At 71.7% G+C, this 17,494-nt stretch carries 17 protein-coding genes and 3 pseudogenes; 12 read left to right on the top strand and 8 right to left on the bottom strand.

Annotated features, from left to right (window positions below; genetic code table 11):
* The first annotated feature begins 138 nt into the window (after positions 1 to 138).
* A complete protein-coding gene (locus ACI2K4_RS34460) occupies positions 139 to 357 on the top strand; it encodes a helix-turn-helix domain-containing protein (RefSeq protein ID WP_404517371.1) in 219 nt (72 codons plus the stop codon).
* Positions 358 to 387: 30 nt separating this feature from the next.
* Positions 388 to 768: an NADH-quinone oxidoreductase subunit A gene (ndhC, locus tag ACI2K4_RS34455; RefSeq protein WP_404517370.1), complete on the top strand. Its 381-nt coding sequence runs from the start codon at positions 388 to 390 to the stop codon at positions 766 to 768.
* A gap of 98 nt (positions 769 to 866) precedes the next feature.
* On the opposite strand, the gene folP is transcribed toward ndhC, so the two are convergent.
* Complete coding sequence (folP, locus tag ACI2K4_RS34450) at positions 867 to 1,736, bottom strand: dihydropteroate synthase (RefSeq protein ID WP_404517369.1); 870 nt, start codon at positions 1,734 to 1,736, stop codon at positions 867 to 869.
* A gap of 128 nt (positions 1,737 to 1,864) precedes the next feature.
* Between folP and ACI2K4_RS34445 the strand changes: the two are divergent.
* The 4 genes and pseudogenes from ACI2K4_RS34445 to ACI2K4_RS34430 all read left to right on the top strand — a co-directional run.
* Positions 1,865 to 2,209: pseudogene (locus ACI2K4_RS34445) on the top strand (DivIVA domain-containing protein); the annotation flags it as partial.
* A 473-nt stretch (positions 2,210 to 2,682) separates the two neighbouring features.
* Positions 2,683 to 3,180 carry an SRPBCC family protein gene (locus tag ACI2K4_RS34440; RefSeq protein WP_404517368.1) on the top strand — a complete coding sequence of 166 codons (498 nt, stop codon included), beginning with the start codon at positions 2,683 to 2,685 and terminating at the stop codon, positions 3,178 to 3,180.
* Between the two features lie 56 nt (positions 3,181 to 3,236).
* A pseudogene (locus ACI2K4_RS34435) lies at positions 3,237 to 3,794 on the top strand (DNA-3-methyladenine glycosylase I); the annotation flags it as partial.
* A 163-nt stretch (positions 3,795 to 3,957) separates the two neighbouring features.
* The gene (locus tag ACI2K4_RS34430) at positions 3,958 to 4,530 is read left to right on the top strand and encodes a hypothetical protein (RefSeq protein ID WP_404517367.1); all 573 of its coding nucleotides are present in this window, start codon (positions 3,958 to 3,960) and stop codon (positions 4,528 to 4,530) included.
* A gap of 20 nt (positions 4,531 to 4,550) precedes the next feature.
* Here the strand turns inward: ACI2K4_RS34430 and ACI2K4_RS34425 are convergent, their stop codons facing one another.
* Positions 4,551 to 5,342, bottom strand: a complete 792-nt coding sequence (locus ACI2K4_RS34425) for an enoyl-CoA hydratase-related protein (RefSeq protein WP_404517366.1) — start codon at positions 5,340 to 5,342, stop codon at positions 4,551 to 4,553.
* A gap of 5 nt (positions 5,343 to 5,347) precedes the next feature.
* A complete protein-coding gene (locus tag ACI2K4_RS34420; protein WP_404517365.1) occupies positions 5,348 to 6,166 on the bottom strand; it encodes a PaaX family transcriptional regulator C-terminal domain-containing protein in 819 nt (272 codons plus the stop codon).
* Positions 6,167 to 6,356: 190 nt separating this feature from the next.
* Between ACI2K4_RS34420 and ACI2K4_RS34415 the strand changes: the two genes are divergently transcribed.
* The 3 genes from ACI2K4_RS34415 (at position 6,357) to ACI2K4_RS34405 (ending at position 9,228) form a co-directional block, all read left to right on the top strand.
* Positions 6,357 to 6,524: a DUF3117 domain-containing protein gene (locus ACI2K4_RS34415; protein WP_007455245.1), complete on the top strand. Its 168-nt coding sequence runs from the start codon at positions 6,357 to 6,359 to the stop codon at positions 6,522 to 6,524.
* A 155-nt stretch (positions 6,525 to 6,679) separates the two neighbouring features.
* A complete protein-coding gene (locus ACI2K4_RS34410; protein WP_404517364.1) occupies positions 6,680 to 8,239 on the top strand; it encodes a leucyl aminopeptidase family protein in 1,560 nt (519 codons plus the stop codon).
* 146 nt (positions 8,240 to 8,385) lie between these two features.
* Positions 8,386 to 9,228 (top strand): MBL fold metallo-hydrolase, encoded by an 843-nt coding sequence (locus ACI2K4_RS34405; protein ID WP_404517363.1) that lies wholly within the window; start codon positions 8,386 to 8,388, stop codon positions 9,226 to 9,228.
* A 9-nt stretch (positions 9,229 to 9,237) separates the two neighbouring features.
* Here the strand turns inward: ACI2K4_RS34405 and ACI2K4_RS34400 are convergent, their stop codons facing one another.
* Complete coding sequence (locus tag ACI2K4_RS34400; RefSeq protein WP_404517410.1) at positions 9,238 to 9,828, bottom strand: O-methyltransferase; 591 nt, start codon at positions 9,826 to 9,828, stop codon at positions 9,238 to 9,240.
* A 305-nt stretch (positions 9,829 to 10,133) separates the two neighbouring features.
* Here ACI2K4_RS34400 and ACI2K4_RS34395 point away from each other — a divergent pair, with 305 nt between their 5' ends.
* Both ACI2K4_RS34395 and ACI2K4_RS34390 read left to right on the top strand, forming a co-directional pair.
* A complete protein-coding gene (locus ACI2K4_RS34395; RefSeq protein ID WP_404517362.1) occupies positions 10,134 to 11,459 on the top strand; it encodes a S1C family serine protease in 1,326 nt (441 codons plus the stop codon).
* Between the two features lie 75 nt (positions 11,460 to 11,534).
* Positions 11,535 to 11,996, top strand: coding sequence for a preprotein translocase subunit TatB (locus ACI2K4_RS34390; RefSeq protein ID WP_404517361.1), 462 nt, complete (start codon positions 11,535 to 11,537; stop codon positions 11,994 to 11,996).
* A 127-nt stretch (positions 11,997 to 12,123) separates the two neighbouring features.
* On the opposite strand, the gene ACI2K4_RS34385 is transcribed toward ACI2K4_RS34390, so the two are convergent.
* The 3 genes and pseudogenes from ACI2K4_RS34385 to ACI2K4_RS34375 form a co-directional block, all read right to left on the bottom strand.
* Positions 12,124 to 13,275 carry an Mrp/NBP35 family ATP-binding protein gene (locus tag ACI2K4_RS34385; protein ID WP_404517360.1) on the bottom strand — a complete coding sequence of 384 codons (1,152 nt, stop codon included), beginning with the start codon at positions 13,273 to 13,275 and terminating at the stop codon, positions 12,124 to 12,126.
* Between the two features lie 401 nt (positions 13,276 to 13,676).
* Complete coding sequence (locus tag ACI2K4_RS34380; RefSeq protein WP_404517359.1) at positions 13,677 to 14,270, bottom strand: DUF1003 domain-containing protein; 594 nt, start codon at positions 14,268 to 14,270, stop codon at positions 13,677 to 13,679.
* A gap of 115 nt (positions 14,271 to 14,385) precedes the next feature.
* A pseudogene (locus ACI2K4_RS34375) lies at positions 14,386 to 15,645 on the bottom strand (magnesium transporter MgtE N-terminal domain-containing protein); the annotation flags it as partial.
* Positions 15,646 to 15,678: 33 nt separating this feature from the next.
* On the opposite strand from ACI2K4_RS34375, the gene ACI2K4_RS34370 reads away from it, so the two are divergent.
* Positions 15,679 to 16,548, top strand: coding sequence for a PhzF family phenazine biosynthesis protein (locus tag ACI2K4_RS34370; protein WP_404517358.1), 870 nt, complete (start codon positions 15,679 to 15,681; stop codon positions 16,546 to 16,548).
* Positions 16,549 to 16,845: 297 nt separating this feature from the next.
* Here ACI2K4_RS34370 and ACI2K4_RS34365 read toward each other — a convergent pair whose 3' ends face one another.
* Positions 16,846 to 17,316, bottom strand: coding sequence for a hypothetical protein (locus ACI2K4_RS34365; protein ID WP_404517409.1), 471 nt, complete (start codon positions 17,314 to 17,316; stop codon positions 16,846 to 16,848).
* Positions 17,317 to 17,494: the final 178 nt, after the last annotated feature.

Below are 17,494 nucleotides of genomic sequence, written 5' to 3'. Positions count from 1 at the left end.
CATTATTCGGCGTGGCCAGGCCGGGGACACCACACCCAACGCGGAACAAATCAGTAACGGGCCGGGAACAGGCGTCAGCATGTGTTGACGGGAAGGGGTATCGTCAACGTACGTTGACGACGGAGGGGGAGGGTTTCCATGCCACAGGTCGCGTTGCAGCCCGATGACGACCCGAGGCGGGCACTGCGGGCCGCCGGAGATCTGCGCCGCGGGGCGGAGCGGGCCGAGGCGCTCCAGGTGCGGCGCGCCCGCAACGCCGGCCTCGACTGGGAACAGATCGCGCTGGCGCTCGGCGTCTCCACCCGCGAGGCCCGCCGCCGGTACGGTCGCCGGCTGCTCGGCTCGGGTCGGCCCTGACCACCGGCCGGTACGGGTAGGCTGCCGCGCATGAGCGGCTACCTCGGGTCGTACGCGACGCTCGGGCTCCTGTTGCTCGCGAGCGTCCTGGTCTTCGTCGGCGCCTTCTCGGCCAACCGGCTGCTCCGCCCGGCCAACCCCGCCGACCCGCCCGGCAAGCGGGCCACCTACGAGAGTGGCGTCGACCCGGTCGGCAGCGGCTGGGCCCAGGTGCAGATCCGCTACTACGTCTACGCCTACCTCTACGTGCTCTTCGCGGTCGAGGCGGTTTTTCTCTTCCCCTGGGCGGTTGTCTTCGACCGGCCCGGCTTCGGCCTGGTGACGGTCGTCGAGATGGCGATCTTCGTCGCGGTGCTGGCGCTCGGCATCCTCTACGCCTGGCGCAAGAACATCCTCCGCTGGACCGACTGAGGTGTAAGGAAGGGCCCCTTGTTATCGCTTTCGGTATAGGAAGGGCCCCCTCCTAACCCCGCTGCGGGGCGGCTCTGGCGCGATGGGGGGGCGGGCTTTCAGGCGAGGCCGCGGCGGGAGACGGTCGGCGCGCGGTCGCCCCGGATCGAGGCGACCATGTCGAGCGCGCGGCGGGTCTGGCGTACCTGGTGGGCCCGGAAAACCCGGGCGCCCAGCCACGCCGAGACCACCGTCGCGGCCAGCGTTCCCTCCAGCCGCTCGTCCACCGGCAGGTCCAGGGTCTCGCCGACAAAATCCTTGTTCGACAGGGCGACCAGCACCGGCCAGCCGGTAGCGGCCAGTTCGTCGAGCCGCCGGGTGGTCTCCAGCGAGTGCCGGGTGTTCTTGCCGAAATCGTGGGCCGGGTCGATCAGGATGCCGTCCGGCCGTACCCCGAGGGCGACCGCCCGGTCGGCCAGCCCGGTGACGGTGGACACGACATCGGCCACCACGTCGTCGAAGCCCGCCCGGTGCGGCCGGGTACGCGGTGCCAGCCCGCCCGCGTGCGAGCAGACCAGGCCCGTACCGGTGTCGGCGGCGACCTGGGCGAGTGCGGGATCGGCTCCGGACCAGGTGTCGTTGAGCAGGTCCGCACCGGCGGCCACCGCCTCGACCGCCACCTCGGCCCGCCAGGTGTCGATCGAGATCACCACGTCCGGGAAGGCGGCCCGTACGGCGGCGATGGTGGCCACCGTACGGCGGATCTCCTCGGCCGGCCCGACATCCGCCCCGGGACCGGCCTTGACCCCGCCGATGTCGATGATCCGAGCGCCCTCGGCCACCGCCTGCTCCACCGCCCGCAGCGCGGCGTCGGCCGCGTACGTCGCACCCCGGTCAAAGAAGGAATCGGGCGTACGGTTCACGATCGCCATCACGATCAGCTCCTCCGGGGCGAAGGACTGCCCACCCAGTCGTAGCGTCCGCTGCACCGCAGAGCCTCCTCGAATCCGATCCGCCGTCGCCACGACGCTAACCGGCGGTGGGTCCGCGGCGGCGACGGGAGTCCCGGCGGGGTGGCGGGGTCGCCCGGCCGGGCCCGCCGTGACACGATCCTTCTATGGGCCAGTTTCTCCTCCTCCTGGTTGTGGCGCTGACCGCCGCAGCGGTTGTCTTCGGCGTGACCGTGCTGCTCACGGGCAGCGATCCGGGCATGACGCCGGCCGAGCCGGATGGTCGTGCGATGCCGCTGCCGACCAGTCGGCCATTGGCGGAGTCCGATGTAAGCGAGCTGCGGTTCGACACCGCTCTGCGCGGGTACCGGATGAGTCAGGTCGACCAGGCGTTTCAGCGCGCGGCCTACGACATCGGCTACAAGGACGAGCTGATCGGCGTACTGGAGGCGGAGGTGACGGCGTTGCGTGAGGGCCGCAGCGCGGATGCCGAGGCGCTGCGCCAGGCCCGCCTGGCGGCGCTCGCGCCCGCCACCGCGACCACGGCCACCGACGCCACCGACGCCACCGATACCACCGCTGCGACGGATGCCACCGATACGACCGGTTCGGCCTCGGCGGCGGACGGGGCCGTGCGACGTCCCGGTGTCGACGGTGCCGACGCCCAACCGGAGAAGGACGGGGTCGCCGCCGGGACGGAGAAGGACGGGGTTGCCGCCGGGACGGAGAAGACCGGAATCATCGCCCAACCGGAAAAGAACGAGGTCGCCACCGGGACGGGGAAGGACAAGGCTGATTCGGCGACGGCGACGGCGACGGCGACGGCGGGGGACGGGGTCAGCCCCGGTGCCGGGAAGGCCACCTCCGGTGCTGGGACGGCCACGTCCGGCGCCGGTGAGGTCGACGGCGGCCCGGCCGAGGCCCCGGAAGAGCCGGCGACGGTCCGGTCCGAGGGTGGCGGGCAGGCGTTGCGTACGGAGCGCGGGTGACCGGGTCGGAGGTTCCCGACGGCTGTGACGAGGTGGCACAGCCGGGTGCCGGCGAGGTCACCGCGACGGTGATCGTCCGGGCCCCGGCTGCGACGGTGTTCGCCGGCTTCACCGCCTGGGAGCGGCAGTCGGACTGGATCCCGTTCACCCGGGTCCGGGTGGTGAAGGGCGACGGTGGCGAAGGCAGCCTGGTCGAGGCGGTCACCACGGTCGGGCCCGCGGTGCTGCGCGACGAGATGCGAGTGGTCCGGGTCGACGCCCCGTACGAGCTGCGGGTCGTGCACTGTGGACGTCTGCTGCGTGGTCCGGGTGTGCTCCGCTGCACCCCGATGGACCGGGAGCGAACCCAGGTGGTCTGGCACGAGTGGTTCCACCTGCCCGGCGGCACCGTGGGCCGATGGGCCTGGCCGGTGCTCTGGCCCGGCTCCAAGATTAGTCTCGGCCAGGCGCTCAGGCGGTTCGCCCGGCTGGTGGAAAGCGGGCAGTTGCCCTGATCACGGCGGTGTCGGCGGGTTAGCGGCGGCCGGCGGGCTGACCTACGGTAGTGACCGTGACGGATCTGGTGATCGGCTCGGACGGCCTGGCCCGGTGTGGCTGGGGCGCCAGCACCCCCGACTACGCGCTCTACCACGACGAGGAGTGGGGTCGGCCGCTGCGCGGCGACGACGCCCTTTTCGAGCGGCTCTGCCTGGAGGCGTTCCAGTCCGGGCTGTCCTGGCTGACCATCCTGCGCAAGCGGGAGGCGTTCCGGGTCGCGTTCGACCGGTTCCACCTGGAGACCGTCGCCGGTTATGGCGAGTCGGACGTGGATCGCCTGCTGGAGAATGCCGCTATTGTCCGTAATCGCAGCAAGATCGAGGCGGCGATCAACAACGCCCGCGCCGCACTCGACCTGCCGGACGGGCTCTCCGCGCTGCTCTGGAGCTTTGCCGGGGCGGCCCGGCCGGTCCAGCCGCGCTCCCTCGCCGACGTCCCGGCCCGTACGCCGGAGTCGACCGCCCTGGCCAAGGAGCTCAAGCGGCGCGGCTTCCGGTTCGTCGGCCCCACCACCGCGTACGCGCTGATGCAGGCGACCGGGATGGTCGACGACCACCTGCTCGGCTGCCACGCCCGCCGAACCGGGATCGCCACGGTGGCCGACCCGATCGGGGTCGGCACGGCGGCCGACCCGACCAGGGGCGTCACGGTGGCCGACCCGACCGGTCGTTCCGAGCCGCCGATCACCGCCGTGATGGGATAGGGGCCATGGGGCAGGCGAACGGGGCGCGTACATGAGCGCCTGGGCGGTGGTCATCACCGACGAGCGGTACGAGGCAGAGCGGCTTTTCCACCACGAGACCCTGGAGCTCACCGGACTGGACGGGCGGCACCGCCCGGCCACCGGCGACCCGGTGCTGGTGGTGCGTGACGGCGACGTTCCGCTGCTGGTGGCGGTGGGCCGAATCGGTCCGTACGAGTTGGATCGGGACCCGGACGACCCGCTGGCGGGCAACGGGTTCGGCGGGCTGGTGGTGACGTACGCCCGACGGATCTTCGACAGCCCGGTCGAGGCCGACCAGCTCGACCTCGACGGGCCGCTGACCCCGGTCGACCCGGCGACCTACCGGGCGCTGGCCGACCGGATCGGCCCGACGCCCGATCGCAGCACCTGGCTGGTCAGCCTGGACCTGCCGATCGAGGCGGCGTCACCGGCCGAGGCGGTCCAGATCTTCTGGTCCTACGTGCGCGAACTCGGCCCACGGGAACTTCCCACCTTTGTCTCGCCGGCTGGCAACGAGCTGGCCATGCAGGCGTTCGTGCTCGGGGTGGAGGCCAACCAGGACCCGGAGGAGGACGACGACTGATCCGGCCAGCAGGAGGCGGGTCAGCGGCCGACGAAGGCCGCGCGCTGCTTGTTGACGAAGGCGTCGGTGGCGGTCCGGTGGTCCTCGGTCGCGCCACAGATCGACTGCGCCTGGGCCTCGGCCGCGAGCGCCTCGGAGAGCGTCCCGGCGTCGCCGACCGAGAGTTGCCGCTTGATCGCCCCGTACGCCACCGTCGGTCCGGCGGCGAGCCGGGCGGCCAGCTCCTGCGCGGCCGGGAGCACGTCCTCGTCGTTGTCGACCAACTTGGTGAGCAGGCCCAGCCGGTTCGCCTCGGGCGCCGGCACCGACTCGGCGAGCATCAGCAGCTCGACCGCCTTGGCGTGGCCGACCAGGCGGGGCAGCGACCAGGAGGCGCCGGTGTCGGCGGCGAGGCCGACCTTGGCGAAGGCCATCAGGAAGCTGGTCCCCGGGCCGCCGACCCGGAAGTCGGAGAGGAAGGCCAGCGAGGCGCCCGCCCCGGCGGCCATGCCGCGTACGGCGGCCACCACCGGTTTGGGCAGGTTGCCCAGCCGGGCGGCGATCGGGTTGTAGTGGGACCGTACGGTGCCGAGCGGGTCGGGTCGGCCGCTGTGCAGCGTCTCGACGTGTTCGCGCAGGTCCTGGCCGGCGCAGAAGGCCCGTCCGGCGCCAGCCAGCACCACCGCCCGGCAGCTCCGGTCGGTCTCCAGCATCGCCAGGGTGTCGCGGAGCGCCACCTTGAGCGGCACGTCGAGCGCGTTCATCGCCTCGGGGCGGTTGAGGGTCAGGGTGACGACGGCGTCGTCACGCTCGATGAGCAACGGCTCGGTCACGATCTCTACGGGCCTTTCTGTCGGAGGAGCTTGCCGCTGGCGTCGAGACAGTGCTCGACGTAGCGGTCGGCGGCGGGACGGAGGCGGGCGGCGTGCCGGTCGAAGAAGGCGGCCGCGCTGGTGCCGGGCCACCGTTCCGGTAGCAGCGCCGGGGGGAGCTGCGGGTCCCGAAAAAGGAAGGTACGCCAGGCGTGCACGAGGCGGAAGCGGGCCGCGTACGCCTCCTCGTCGCCACTGCGTACGGTCACCGCGCTGAGCAGGCTCCGCTGTTCGGTGACGAATCCCTCGTACGCCTGGCCGATCTCGTCGAGGTCCCAGGCCTGGCGTACCAGCCCCATCGCGCCCGGCGTGCCGGCGGCGTGGGCGGCGGAGAACCGCTCGAACCGGACACCGGCCTCGCTGAGCAGAGCGTCCACCTCCTCGCCTGGGCGGGGAGCGACCCAGGTCTGCTCGTCGAGCATGCCGTAACCGAGGTAGGCGAGGCTGGTGTCGAGGCGTTGCCGGTCCCGGCGGGCCGCCGGTGGGCGAAGCACGATCAGATCGAACCGTCCGTCCCAGCCGATCTTGCCGGTGCGGTAGATTCGAGCTGCTGCCTCGTCCAGTCGTCGGTTGGCCTTGGGACTCAGCAGGTAGCCGGGACCGGAGCTGAGCCGGGCCGGATACAGCCAGCCCTGACGGACCATGCGGGAGACCGCTGTCCGTACCGCCGGTGGCGCGATCCCGAGCGGTGCGAGAAGCTTGACCAGGGCGGCGACCGGTGCGCGGCCACCCCGGGCGCGCAGATAGTCGCCGTACAGGTCGAAGAGTGCCGACCGTGCCTGCATGACCGCACATTGTGACAGCCTCTCGCAAGATATGCTAGACGCTGTTACAGCGTTGCTGGTTCGGTTTGGGTCCGGCGGTGTTCATCAGGGAAAATCGTTGGTCGGCACCGCGGGCCGTGAGCGCGGTGATGTCGACGAAGTAGACGTGGGGCAACCCACCGACCCTGGTGAAGGTCTGAGGGGAGACAACATGGCGGCGATGAAGCCGCGGACGGGCGACGGTCCGCTGGAAGTCACCAAGGAGGGCCGGGGCATCGTCATGCGGGTTCCGCTGGAGGGTGGTGGCCGGCTCGTCGTCGAGATGACTCCAGACGAGGCCAACGCGCTCGGTGACGCGCTGAAGGCCGCCGCGGGCTGAGTGACCAGACGAAGGTCCGGGCGCGCCGCGTGCCCGGACCTTCGGCCGTGCTGGGCCGCCGGTCACGCCGGCGGCCCAGCACGTCATACCGGCCGTGAGCGCGCTCCGTGCGGCGCGGCCCACCCCTGTCAAGATCTACTGGAGGTACGGTCGGCGTGCTCAGCATCCGTCTCGTCGCCGATCCCACCGGGTTCGACGCCCTCGTTCTGCCGGTCCGCCCGGTCACCCCGACCGCCGGTGGTACGGACCCGAACGGCACCGCCCCGGGTACCACCCTGAGTAGCGCCGACGACACCTCGGGCGGCACCGGCGACGCCCCGGTAGCCGAGCTGGCGCCGACCACCCTGGCGGTACCGGCCGACCTGGTCGCCGAGGCCACCGCGCTGCTGCCGCTGGTCGAGCTGACCGGCTCCGCCGGGTCCACCCACCTCTCGGTCCGACCGCTGCGCGAGCCCGCCCGGCTGCTGTTGGCCGGTGTGGGCAGCGGGGACGAGAGCGGCTGGCGCAGTGCCGGAGCGGCAATCGCCCGCGCCGCCGCCCGTGAGACTTCGATCACTATAGCGATGCCCTCCGATGTCACCGCCGAGGCGGTACGGGGGCTGGCCGAGGGGCTCTGGCTCGCCTCGTACCGGTTCCGGCTACCCGACCCGTCCGGGGCCGGCGACGAGGCCGGCACGCTCGGTGAGGTGCTGGTCGCGGTCGCCGACCCGGAAGCTCACCGGACCGCCCTGGTCGCCGCCGAGGTGACCGCCCGGACCACCCGCCTCGCCCGTGACCTGACCAACACGCCCTCCTCGGTGAAGTCGCCCGGGTGGCTCGCCGACCAGGTGGTGGCCCTGGCGGCGGAGCACCCCGAGCTGACCGTCCGGGTCCGCGAGCCGGCCGAACTGGCCGCCGAGGGCTTCGGCGGCATCCTGGCCGTCGGGGCGGGCTCGGCCACCGGTCCGCGCCTGGTCGAACTGACCTGGCAACCGGCCGACGCGCGTACCCACGTGGTGCTGGTGGGCAAGGGCATCACCTTCGACACCGGCGGCATCTCGATCAAGCCGCGCGAGGCGATGAAGCTGATGCGCAAGGACATGGCCGGTGCCGCCGCCGTCCTCGCCACCACCATCGGGGCCGCCGCCCTGCGCCTGCCGGTGCGGATCACCGCCCTGGCCCCGCTGGCCGAGAACATGGTCAGCGGCTCGGCGTTCCGCCCCGGTGACGTGGTGACGCACTACGGCGGGCTCACCAGCGAGACGACCAACTCCGACGCGGAGGGACGGTTGGTGCTCGCCGACGCGCTCGCGTACGCGGTGGAACGGCTGGCGCCGGACCTGCTGGTCGACGTCGCCACCCTCACCGGCGCCAACGCGGTGGCGCTCGGCAAGCGGCACGGCGCCCTCTACAGCGACAACGACGAGCTGGCCGAGGCGTTGATCGACGCCGGTCGGCAGGCCGGTGAGCTGGCCTGGCGGATGCCACTGCCGAACGACTACGTCGAGTACCTCGGCAGCGACATCGCCGACCTCTACAGCGCGCCGGCCACCGGTGCCGGCTCGGTGACCGCCGCGCTCTTCCTGCGCGAGTTCACCGGGGCGTTGCGCGACCGCTGGGTGCACATCGACATGTCCGCGCCGTCGTGGGCCGAGGGGAACGACGGCGTGCTGGCCAAGGGGGCCACCGGCTACGGCGTCCGGACGCTGCTGCGCTGGCTGGGCGGCCTGGCCTAGCCGGCAAACCCGGCCAGGACCGGAGGGCGGCCGGTTATCCGCCTGGTGTGTCCCGTTGCGCCACGAGGAACCCGTCACGGGTGGTTATGTGTGGTGGTGGGTCGGCTTCGGCGCCGCAGCGGCGGGACAACCGGGGGGACTGGAAGATGCCATCGCTTGGATACTCGACCTTCGTCGCGCCGCCGAAGCCGGTCGTCTCCGACAGTTTGGCGCCGGGTGAGAAGGTGCGGAACTGGTCGCCCACCACCGCCACCCTGGTCCACGGAGAGCGGGACGCGATCCTGGTCGACGCGCTGATGACGGCAGACGAGGCGCGGGACCTGGCCGAGTGGGTGGCGGCCAGCGGGAAGAATTTGACCACGATCTACATCACCCACGGTCACGGTGACCACTTCTTCGGTGCCTCGGTCGTCCTGGACCGCTTCCCCGAGGCCAAGATGGTGGCAACCGTCCGGGTGGTGCGGCGGATGCGCGTGCAGTGCGCGCCGCAACAGCTCGACGGCTACTGGCGGCCGCGTTTCCCGGACCAGCTTCCCGAGCGGTTGGTGGTCGCCGAACCGATGTCGGACCACGCGCTGCTGCTGGAGGGCGAGCGGCTGGTCGCGGTCGAACTCGGCCACAGCGACACCGACGACACCACGGCCCTCTACGTACCGTCGATCGGGCTGGTCGTCGCCGGTGACTCGGTCTACAACGACGTCCACCCGCACCTCGCCGAGTCCACCGGCGGCGGTGCCGAGGCGTGGCTCGACGCCCTGGACACCGTCGAGTCGCTGCACCCGGAAAACGTGGTCGCCGGCCACAAGCGCGACGGCACCGACGACGGTCCGCAGAACATCGACCGGACCCGCGACTACATCCGGGACTTCCAGAACGAGACCGCGCGGACGGGCAGCGCGGTCGAGCTCTACGAGGCGATGCTCGCGCGTCATCCCGACCGGGTGAACCGGGGCGTGCTGTGGGACTCCGCGCAGGCGGTGAAGGGATAGCGCCCGGCCTCAGCCCCGCTTGATCGCCGCCAACAGGCCCTCGCCGGCCGGGAGCAGGGCGGGAATCCAGTCGTCGGACTCGCGTACCGCCTTGACTATCTCGCGGACGGTGACCGTGGTCAGGTCCCGGGCGGCGGGATCACCGATCCGCCCGCCGGCCAGCGCGCCGTGCAGCACGAGCGCGCCGCCCGGACGGAGCAGCCGAAGCGCGGCCTCCACGCACGCGCTGTACTCGGTCGCGTCCGCGTCGGCGAAGACCAGGTCGTAGACACCGTCCGCCAGTCGCGGCAGGACGTCGAGCGCCCGGCCGGTGATGATCCGGGTACGTCCAGCCGGGAACCCGGCCTCCTGGAAGATGCGCCGGGCCATGCGTTGGTGCTCGACCTCGACGTCGATGGTGGTGAGTACGCCGTCCGGCCGCATTCCGCGCAGCAGCCAGAGCCCACTGACGCCGGTGCCGGTGCCGATCTCCACCACCGAACGGGCGCTGCCGGCGGCGGCGAGCAGTCGCAGCGCGGCACCGGCACCGGGCGTGATGGCGGGCAGCCCGACCTCCCGGGCCAGACTGCGGGCGGTTTGCAGGACGAGGTCCTCGGCCACGTACCCCTCGGCGAATCCGAGTGTCTGGGCGGTCATCGTGACGACTGACCGATCGACCATGGCGATGGGGCACCTCCGCTGAGCGGCGAGGTTGGACAGGGGCGGTTGCGGTATGAGCCTAAGGGCGTGGCTAGCCGATCGACACCCGTCCCACCGGTTCCGCGTCCACGCCGGACCCAACCACTGAATGCTCTTCGGCTATCCGTGCAATCCTGGAGGCGGAAATCCGCGCGCCCGACCGGAGGACGGTTCATGCCGTCGTCGGCGGCGGGCGGTTTTCGGGACGGACTGGGAGGGCACCGAACGTGACCGACGGCTGGAACTGGCGCCAGCCCGACGGAACCCCGGCGACGGCACACGTGCCGCCGGCCCCGGGTCCGTCGGTAGGCCCGTCAGCGGGACCTGGCGGCATCGGAGGCGCGGCACCCTCCGCCTGGTGGTCCGACGCGTTGCACGACCCGTGGCGCAACCCGGGGACGTACACCGAGGTGGTGGTGAAGGCGCCGCCGCTGGCCGTTTCCATGTTGCCGGAGCCGGTCACCGACCCGGATGTCCCTCGGCCCCGTGCCACCGGTCCGATCTTCCTGGTCACGCTCGTCACCGCGCTGCTGGCCGGTGCCCTCGGCGGTGCGCTCGGGTTTGCCTTCGCCGCCCGGGGCGGGGCTGGCGGCGGCACGGTGTTGGGCGCTCAGGGCGGTGAGCCGGCGCCGATGCAGCAGCGCCGGCCGGACACCCTGGCCGGGGTGGCCCAGCGGCTGGCGCCCAGCGTGGTGACCGTACGGGTCAACGGCGGCGGCGGTTCGAGCGTCGGCTCCGGCTTCGTGGTGACCGCCGACGGTTACGTGATCACCAACGACCACGTGGTGGAGGCGAGCAGCGGACGCGCGACCGTGGCCTTCAACGACGGCTCGGTGGAGTCCGCCACCGTGGTCGGCAAGGACCCGGAGTCCGACCTCGCGGTGATCAAGGTCTCCCGGTCCGGTCTGACGCCGGTCGAGTTCGGCGACTCCGAGTCGATCGCGGTCGGTGACCCGGTGCTGGCCTTCGGGACGCCGTTGGCCCTGGCCAACACCGTGACGGCGGGCATCGTGAGCGCCCTGGACCGGACGATCAGCGCCGGTGAGCCGGGCGGGCAGGTGCGGTATTACGCGGCGATCCAGACCGACGCGGCGGTCAACCAGGGCAATTCCGGCGGCCCGCTGGTGGACGGCGCGGGCCGGGTGATCGGCGTGAACTCGGTGATCAAGTCGTTGGCGGTGGACGAGTCGGCGGCGGGCAACATCGGTCTTGCCTTCGCCATCCCGATCAACCAGGCGAAGCGAGTCGCACAGGAGATCATCGACACCGGCAAGGCGCGCCGTACGGTGATCGGTGCCCAGGTCGGCGGCGCTGGGGCCGGCGCGGAGGGCGGCGTACGGATCGCCGCCGTCGACCCGGCCGGGCCGGCGGCCGGTGCCGGTCTGCGGACCGGTGACGTGCTGCTCCGGCTGGACGGCCGGGTGCTGGAGGAACCAACTGATTTGATCGCGTTGGTCCGCAAATACGCGCCGGGTTCGGTAGTGACCGTCGAGTACCGGCGCGGCACCGATCGGCAGAAAGCCTCGGTGACCCTTGCGGCGGATGCGAAGTAGGTCTCCCGAACCCCCTGCCGGATCCGGCCCTGGCGTGCGTAGTCTTGCCGGGGACCGGCACGAGGAGGCAGCGGGGTGTTCGACAACCTGAACTGGTGGGAGATCGGCGCGCTGTTGCTCCTCGCGCTGCTGATCTTCGGTGACAAGCTGCCGAATGTGATCAACGATGGCCTGCGAATGTTGCGCAACCTGCGCCAGATGGCCAGCAACGCGACCGGTGACCTGAGCCGTGAGCTGGGCACCGACATTCAGCTCGAGGATCTGCACCCGAAGGCGTTCATCCGCAAGCACCTGCTCAGCGAGGACGACGAGGCGGCGCTCCGCAAGCCGTTGCAGGGGCTCTACGAGAACGTGAAGTCCGACCTCAGCGGCGTACACGACGAGCTGAAGGACGTCGCCTCGGCGACCGACCTGCGCTCCGGCTCCCGGGCGGCGACCGCGAGTGGTGCCGACACCACCGCGCCGGCCGCCACCGGCCCCGCTGCCGGCACCCCCTCGGCCACCGCGCAGCCGCGCTCGTACGACGACGCGACCTGATCCCCGTACGTCAAAACCGCCGAACGACAGCGGTCCCGCTCGCCGGTGCGGCCGGCGGACGGGACCGTGGTGTCGTGGTGCGGGGGTGAGTTGCGTTGACCGGTCCGCGTGGCGCGGGGTTGACCGGTCAGCGGCCGGCGGGACGCAGTCCCAGTGACTTGCCGATCAGCGACTCCCGGCGGACCGCGAGCCGGTCGGCGACCGCGTTGAGCGCCACCGCGGCGGGTGCCGACGGCTCGGCCAGCACGATCGGGTTGCCCCGGTCACCGGCCTCGCGTACGCGGGTGTCGAGCGGGACCTGACCCAGCAGCGGAACCTGCGCACCGACCACCCGGGTGAGCGACTCGGCCACCGCCGTGCCGCCACCGGACCCGAAGACCTCCATCCGGGACCCGTCGGGCAGCTCCAGCCAGGACATGTTCTCGATCACGCCGACCAGACGCTGGTGGGTTTGCAGGGCGATCGCCCCGGCCCGCTCGGCCACCTCGGCGGCGGCCGTCTGCGGCGTGGTGACCACCAGGATCTCGGCGTTCGGCAGGAGTTGGGCCAGCGAGATGGCCACGTCACCGGTGCCCGGCGGCAGGTCGAGCAGGAGCACGTCCAGGTCGCCCCAGTAGACGTCGACCAGGAACTGCTGCAACGCCCGGTGCAGCATCGGACCCCGCCAGACCACGGCGGCGTTCCCGTCGGTGAACATGCCGATCGAGATCACCTTCACGCCGTGCGCCTGCGGCGGCATGATCATGTCCTCGACCCGGGTGGGCCGGGCCTCGGTGCCGAGCATCCGGGGCACCGAGTGGCCGTAGATGTCGGCATCGACCACACCGACGTTCAGGCCCTTGGCGGCCAGGGCAGCGGCCAGGTTGACGGTGACGCTGGACTTGCCCACGCCGCCCTTGCCGCTGGCCACCGCGTACACCCGGGTCCGGCTGCCGGCCTGGGCGAACGGGACCACCGGCTCCTCGGCCGCCGGACCGCCGCCGCGCAGCCGCTGCTGGAGCGACTGCCGTTGCTCCGGGGTCATCACCCCGAAGTCGATCTCCACCCCGGTCACGCCCGGTACGGCGCCGACGGCGGAGGTGATGTCCGTACGCAGCTTGTCCCGCAACGGACAGCCGGCCACGGTGAGCAGGAGTTCGACGCGTACCAAACCGTCCGGGCCGACCACGGCGGAGCGCACCATGCCGAGCTCCGTGATCGGACGGCGGATCTCCGGGTCGTCGACGGTGGCCAGGGCGGCCTGGACCGCTTCCTCGACGGTGCTGACGGGTGCTGACATGACCCCCATCGTACGTCGCCCCCCATTCCCCCCGTACCGCTCCCGCCCACCCACTGTCACCGACCCAGGTAAGGAAGGGCCCCTTGTTATCGCATTTTGTATAGGAAGGGGCCCTTCCTAACCGGGCACGGGCGCGCGCCGAACCCGGTGAGGGATGTGGATGCACCGATTCGAGGATGGACGCCGTACCGGTCCGGGTGTAACGATCGTTGCGGTACGCCGCGCGCCTAGCCCCTTGAGGCGCGCGGCTCCATTTCCAGCCCCGCGCGGCCGATCTCCGCCGACTTCCCGGCCGGGGCGAACGCGGCGGCGGCGTCTCCCGAACGGCCACGCCGCCCCGACGGCTGGTCCCGGCAACTAATCCTGGTGGCTAATCCCGGCGGCCGGTCCCGACGGGGCGGTCAGTCGGCGTCCAGCTCGTCGAGCGGCTCCTCGATGCGCTCGGCCGGCACCGGTCGGCCCGAGTGCTGTTGCCGGTCCTTGCGGTACTGCCGCTGCTCCAACCGCTGCCGGCGGTGCGCGTGCTCGTCCAACTCCTCGGCCAGGCGGCCGAGCTCCGACCGGAGGAAGTCGCGCGTGGCCACCTCGCCGAGCGCGATGCGCAGGGCGGCGATCTCCCGGGCCAGATACTCGGTGTCCGCCTTCTGTAGCGCCGCCCGCCGCCGGTCCTCCTCGGCCGCGAGCCGGTCCCGCGCCGCCTGCCGGTTCTGCGCCAGCAGGATCAGCGGCGCGGCGTACGACGCCTGCAACGACAGGAGCAGGGTCAGGAACGTGAAGGTGTACGGATCGAAGCGCAGCTCGGCCGGGGCGAGTGTGTTCCAGGCCAGCCAGAGTGCGATCACCACGGTCATGTAGACGATGAAGTTCGCCGTGCCCATGTACCGGGCGATTCCCTCGGACCAGCGGCCGAACGCCTCCGGGTCGAACCGGGGCAGCCGGAGCCGACGCGGTTCGCGGGGCTGGTCGAGCCGTTCCAGCCGGCGTGGCTCAGTCATCGTCGCCAGCCAGGGTCGAATCGCTCGCCCGACCGTTGACCGAGCCGCCGCCGGGAGCGCCCTGTTCACGGCCGCCAGGAGTGGCCTGTGCGGCACTGCCGGAGCCGGCCCGTACGGCGGCCGTCGTCGGGCTCAGGGCCGTGTCCCGGTCACGCCAGTCAGACGGCAGCGAATGGTCGAGTACGTCGTCCACGGTCACCGCACCGACCAGCCGGCTGGACGGATCGACCACCGGAAAGGCGACCAGGTCGTAGGTGGCCATCCGGCGGGTCACCTCGGGCAGCGGAGTGGTCGGCTGCAACGGGTCGATGTCGTTGATCAACATGCTGCCGATCAGTTCGGCCGGTGGCTCGCGGAGCAGCCGCTGGAAGTGCACCATGCCGAGGTAGCGGCCGGTCGGCGTGGCCATCGGTGGGCGTACGACGAAGACCTGGGCGGCGATGGCGGGGGAGAGCTGCGGCTCGCGGATGCGGGCCAGCGCCTCGGCGACCGTGGCGTCCGGCGGCAGGATCACCGGTTCCGAGGTCATCAGGCTGCCGGCGGTCCCGGGTTGGTATTTCAGGAGCTGGCGGACCGGGTCGGCCTCGTCCGGCTCCATCATGTCGAGCAGGATGTCCTGCTCCGGTGGCGGCAACTCGTTGAGCAGGTCGGCGGCGTCGTCCGGGTCCATCTCCTCCAGCACGTCGGCGGCCCGCTCCCGGTCCAGCCCGGCCAGGATCTCCACCTGGTCGTGCTCGGGCAGCTCACCGAGCACGTCGGCCAGGCGGGCGTCGTCGAGCGCGGCGGCGACCTCGTTGCGGCGGGCGTCGGGCAGGTCCTGGAGCGCGTTCGCCAGGTCGGCGGGGCGCATGTTCTCCAGCACCGAGAGCAGGTTGGCGGTGCCCCGGGTCTCCGGCAGCCCGAGCAGGCCGCCGGCCCGGTCCCAGTCGAGCTGGTGCAGGTGGCCCCGGCGGCTGAGCCGGCTGGTCTGCTCGCGTACGGCGACCCGGGTCAGGGACCACTCGCCCTGGCGGTTCGACTCCATCGCCACGTCCACCACCGTGCCCGGTCGGCCGGTCGGCTCGATCACCACCCGGCGGTCCAGCAGGTCTTCGAGCACCAGCAGCTCGTTCGGGCGTTTCTCGAACCGACGCAGGTTGAGTGTGCCGCTGGCCAACAGCACCGATTCCGCGTCGATGGTGGTGATCCAGTTGATCGAGAGGAAGATCCGTCGGCGCATCGCCAGCTCCGCCACCAGCCCGACAACCTGGGGGTTGCGGCTGGTGGTCCGCAGGCGTGCCACGGCGTCCCGAATCCGGCCGACCTGGTCCCCGTTGGGGTCGTAGACGGCCAGTCCGGCAAGACGGGCGATGTACACCCGGGTCGGCGTGGTCACGTGAGCCAGCCTATGCGCCTAGTGTTTATCAACATGTCGACCTTGGCGTACGAGATCGTTGACGTCTTCACCGACCGCCCGTTCGCCGGCAACCCGCTCGCGGTCGTCTTCGACGGGCAGGCACTGGCCACCGAGCAGATGCAGATCATCGCGCGGGAGTTCAACCTCTCCGAGACGGTGTTCGTGCTGCCGTCGAGCGCCGACACCGCGACGTACCGGGCGCGGATCTTCACCCCGGAGCGGGAACTGCCGTTCGCCGGGCACCCGAGCATCGGCGCCGCGGTGACCGCCGGCCGCCGTGGCTGGTACGGCTCCGGCCAGGTGATCCAGGAGTGCGGCGCCGGCCTGCTGCCGATCGAGGTAACCGACGACCGGGCCACGGTCACCGGGGCGGGACCGACCCTCGGGCCGGAACTCGACGTGGAACCGTTGCTGGCGATGGTCGGGTTGACCGCCGAGGACTTCGTCGGACCGGCACCCCGGGTGGCCGGTTGCGGATTGGAGTTCCCCTACCTTTCCGTACGACCGGAGGCGCTGCCCCGGGTGGTGCTCAACGCCCCGGCGGCGGTACGCGCCGGGGTCGAGCACCTCAGTGTCTTCGCCTGGCGGCCGGAGGAGCGGACCGCGTACGCCCGGGTCTTCGCGCCCGGCGTCGGCGTGCCGGAGGATCCGGGCACCGGTTCGGCCGCCCTCGGCCTCGGGGTGTGGCTGGTCACCAGCGGTCTGCTGGCGCCGGACGGGCAGTCGTCGTACACGGTGCGGCAGGGGGTGGAGATCGAGCGGCCGTGCCTGCTCGAGTGCACGGTCACGGCGGCCGGTGGGGTCGCGCTCGGCGCCACCGTCGCCGGTCAGGTGGTCGCCATCGCCAGCGGCCAGATCACCGTCCCACCCTTCGTCGGCTGACCGAGGTTCGTGGGTTGACGTTCGTGTGATCGCGTTGCCGTCGGACCGCGACACCCGGCCGGGGATGCCGGCGGCATGACTTACCAAACCCGTACATGGAAGAACGTGTAGCTACATGTTTTTCCATGTACGGGTTTGACAAGTCATATCCCGGCCCCGCAGCCGTTCCCCTGTTGGTAACAGTTCCCTCTTGGAATTTTCAGCCTCGTTCGACGGCACGTCCATGTCGACTGCGAGACTGACCTTCAGCCCGGACGCGTGGCGCGCGTCTGTCGGGCTGGCCGGGGCGTCCGGCGATCAACGGCGGCGACGGACCCGGTGCAGGCGGAACGGCTTGCGGGTCTGACGTACGGCCGGCGACTCCCTCGGCACCTCGGCCCCCGACCCGGCCGGCAGTGAGCCGCCCTCGGCGAGCGGGACACCGGCCGGTGCCAGCCGGTTCAACGCGCACCCGTCCGCCGCCCAACGCTCGACCAACTGTGCGGCCGTGCCGGCCGCGTTCAGCCGCTTCGCGGCCACCAGCGGGGCATTCGCCTCCCACTGCTCGGTGCCCGGAACGAGCCGGGTCACCTCCGCCGGCCAGGTCACGATCTGCCCACCGTGGTCCCCGCGCAGCGTGACGGTCGCGGTGGTCGCGTCGGAGAGCCCGGGGGCACGCTGCTCGCCCGGCCCGCTGACCACGTAGAGGCCGCCCTCCAGTGGCAGACACCACAGTGCCAGGCCGGGGCCGCCGTCGACCGACACCCAGGCGATCGATGCTTTTTTCATTGCCTCTTCGACCAGCGGCGATGGCGTGACCTCCGCCACCGTCGGGCTCCGGTCGCCATCCTCGTCGGTCACCCCTGCATCCTGCCCCAGTTCCCGGCCCCGTGTCGCCGAACACCCCTCCCCGACTCTTGACAGGATCGTCTCAAGATCGAAACGCTGTGTTGATCTCCATCGGGTG

The sequence above is a fragment of the Micromonospora sp. NPDC050397 genome, from assembly GCF_044901685.1.
In the GTDB taxonomy this organism is placed as follows: Bacteria; Actinomycetota; Actinomycetes; order Mycobacteriales; family Micromonosporaceae; genus Micromonospora_G.
The sequence above is the reverse complement of the archived record's forward strand: the minus strand, read 5'-3'. Positions and strand labels throughout refer to the sequence as shown.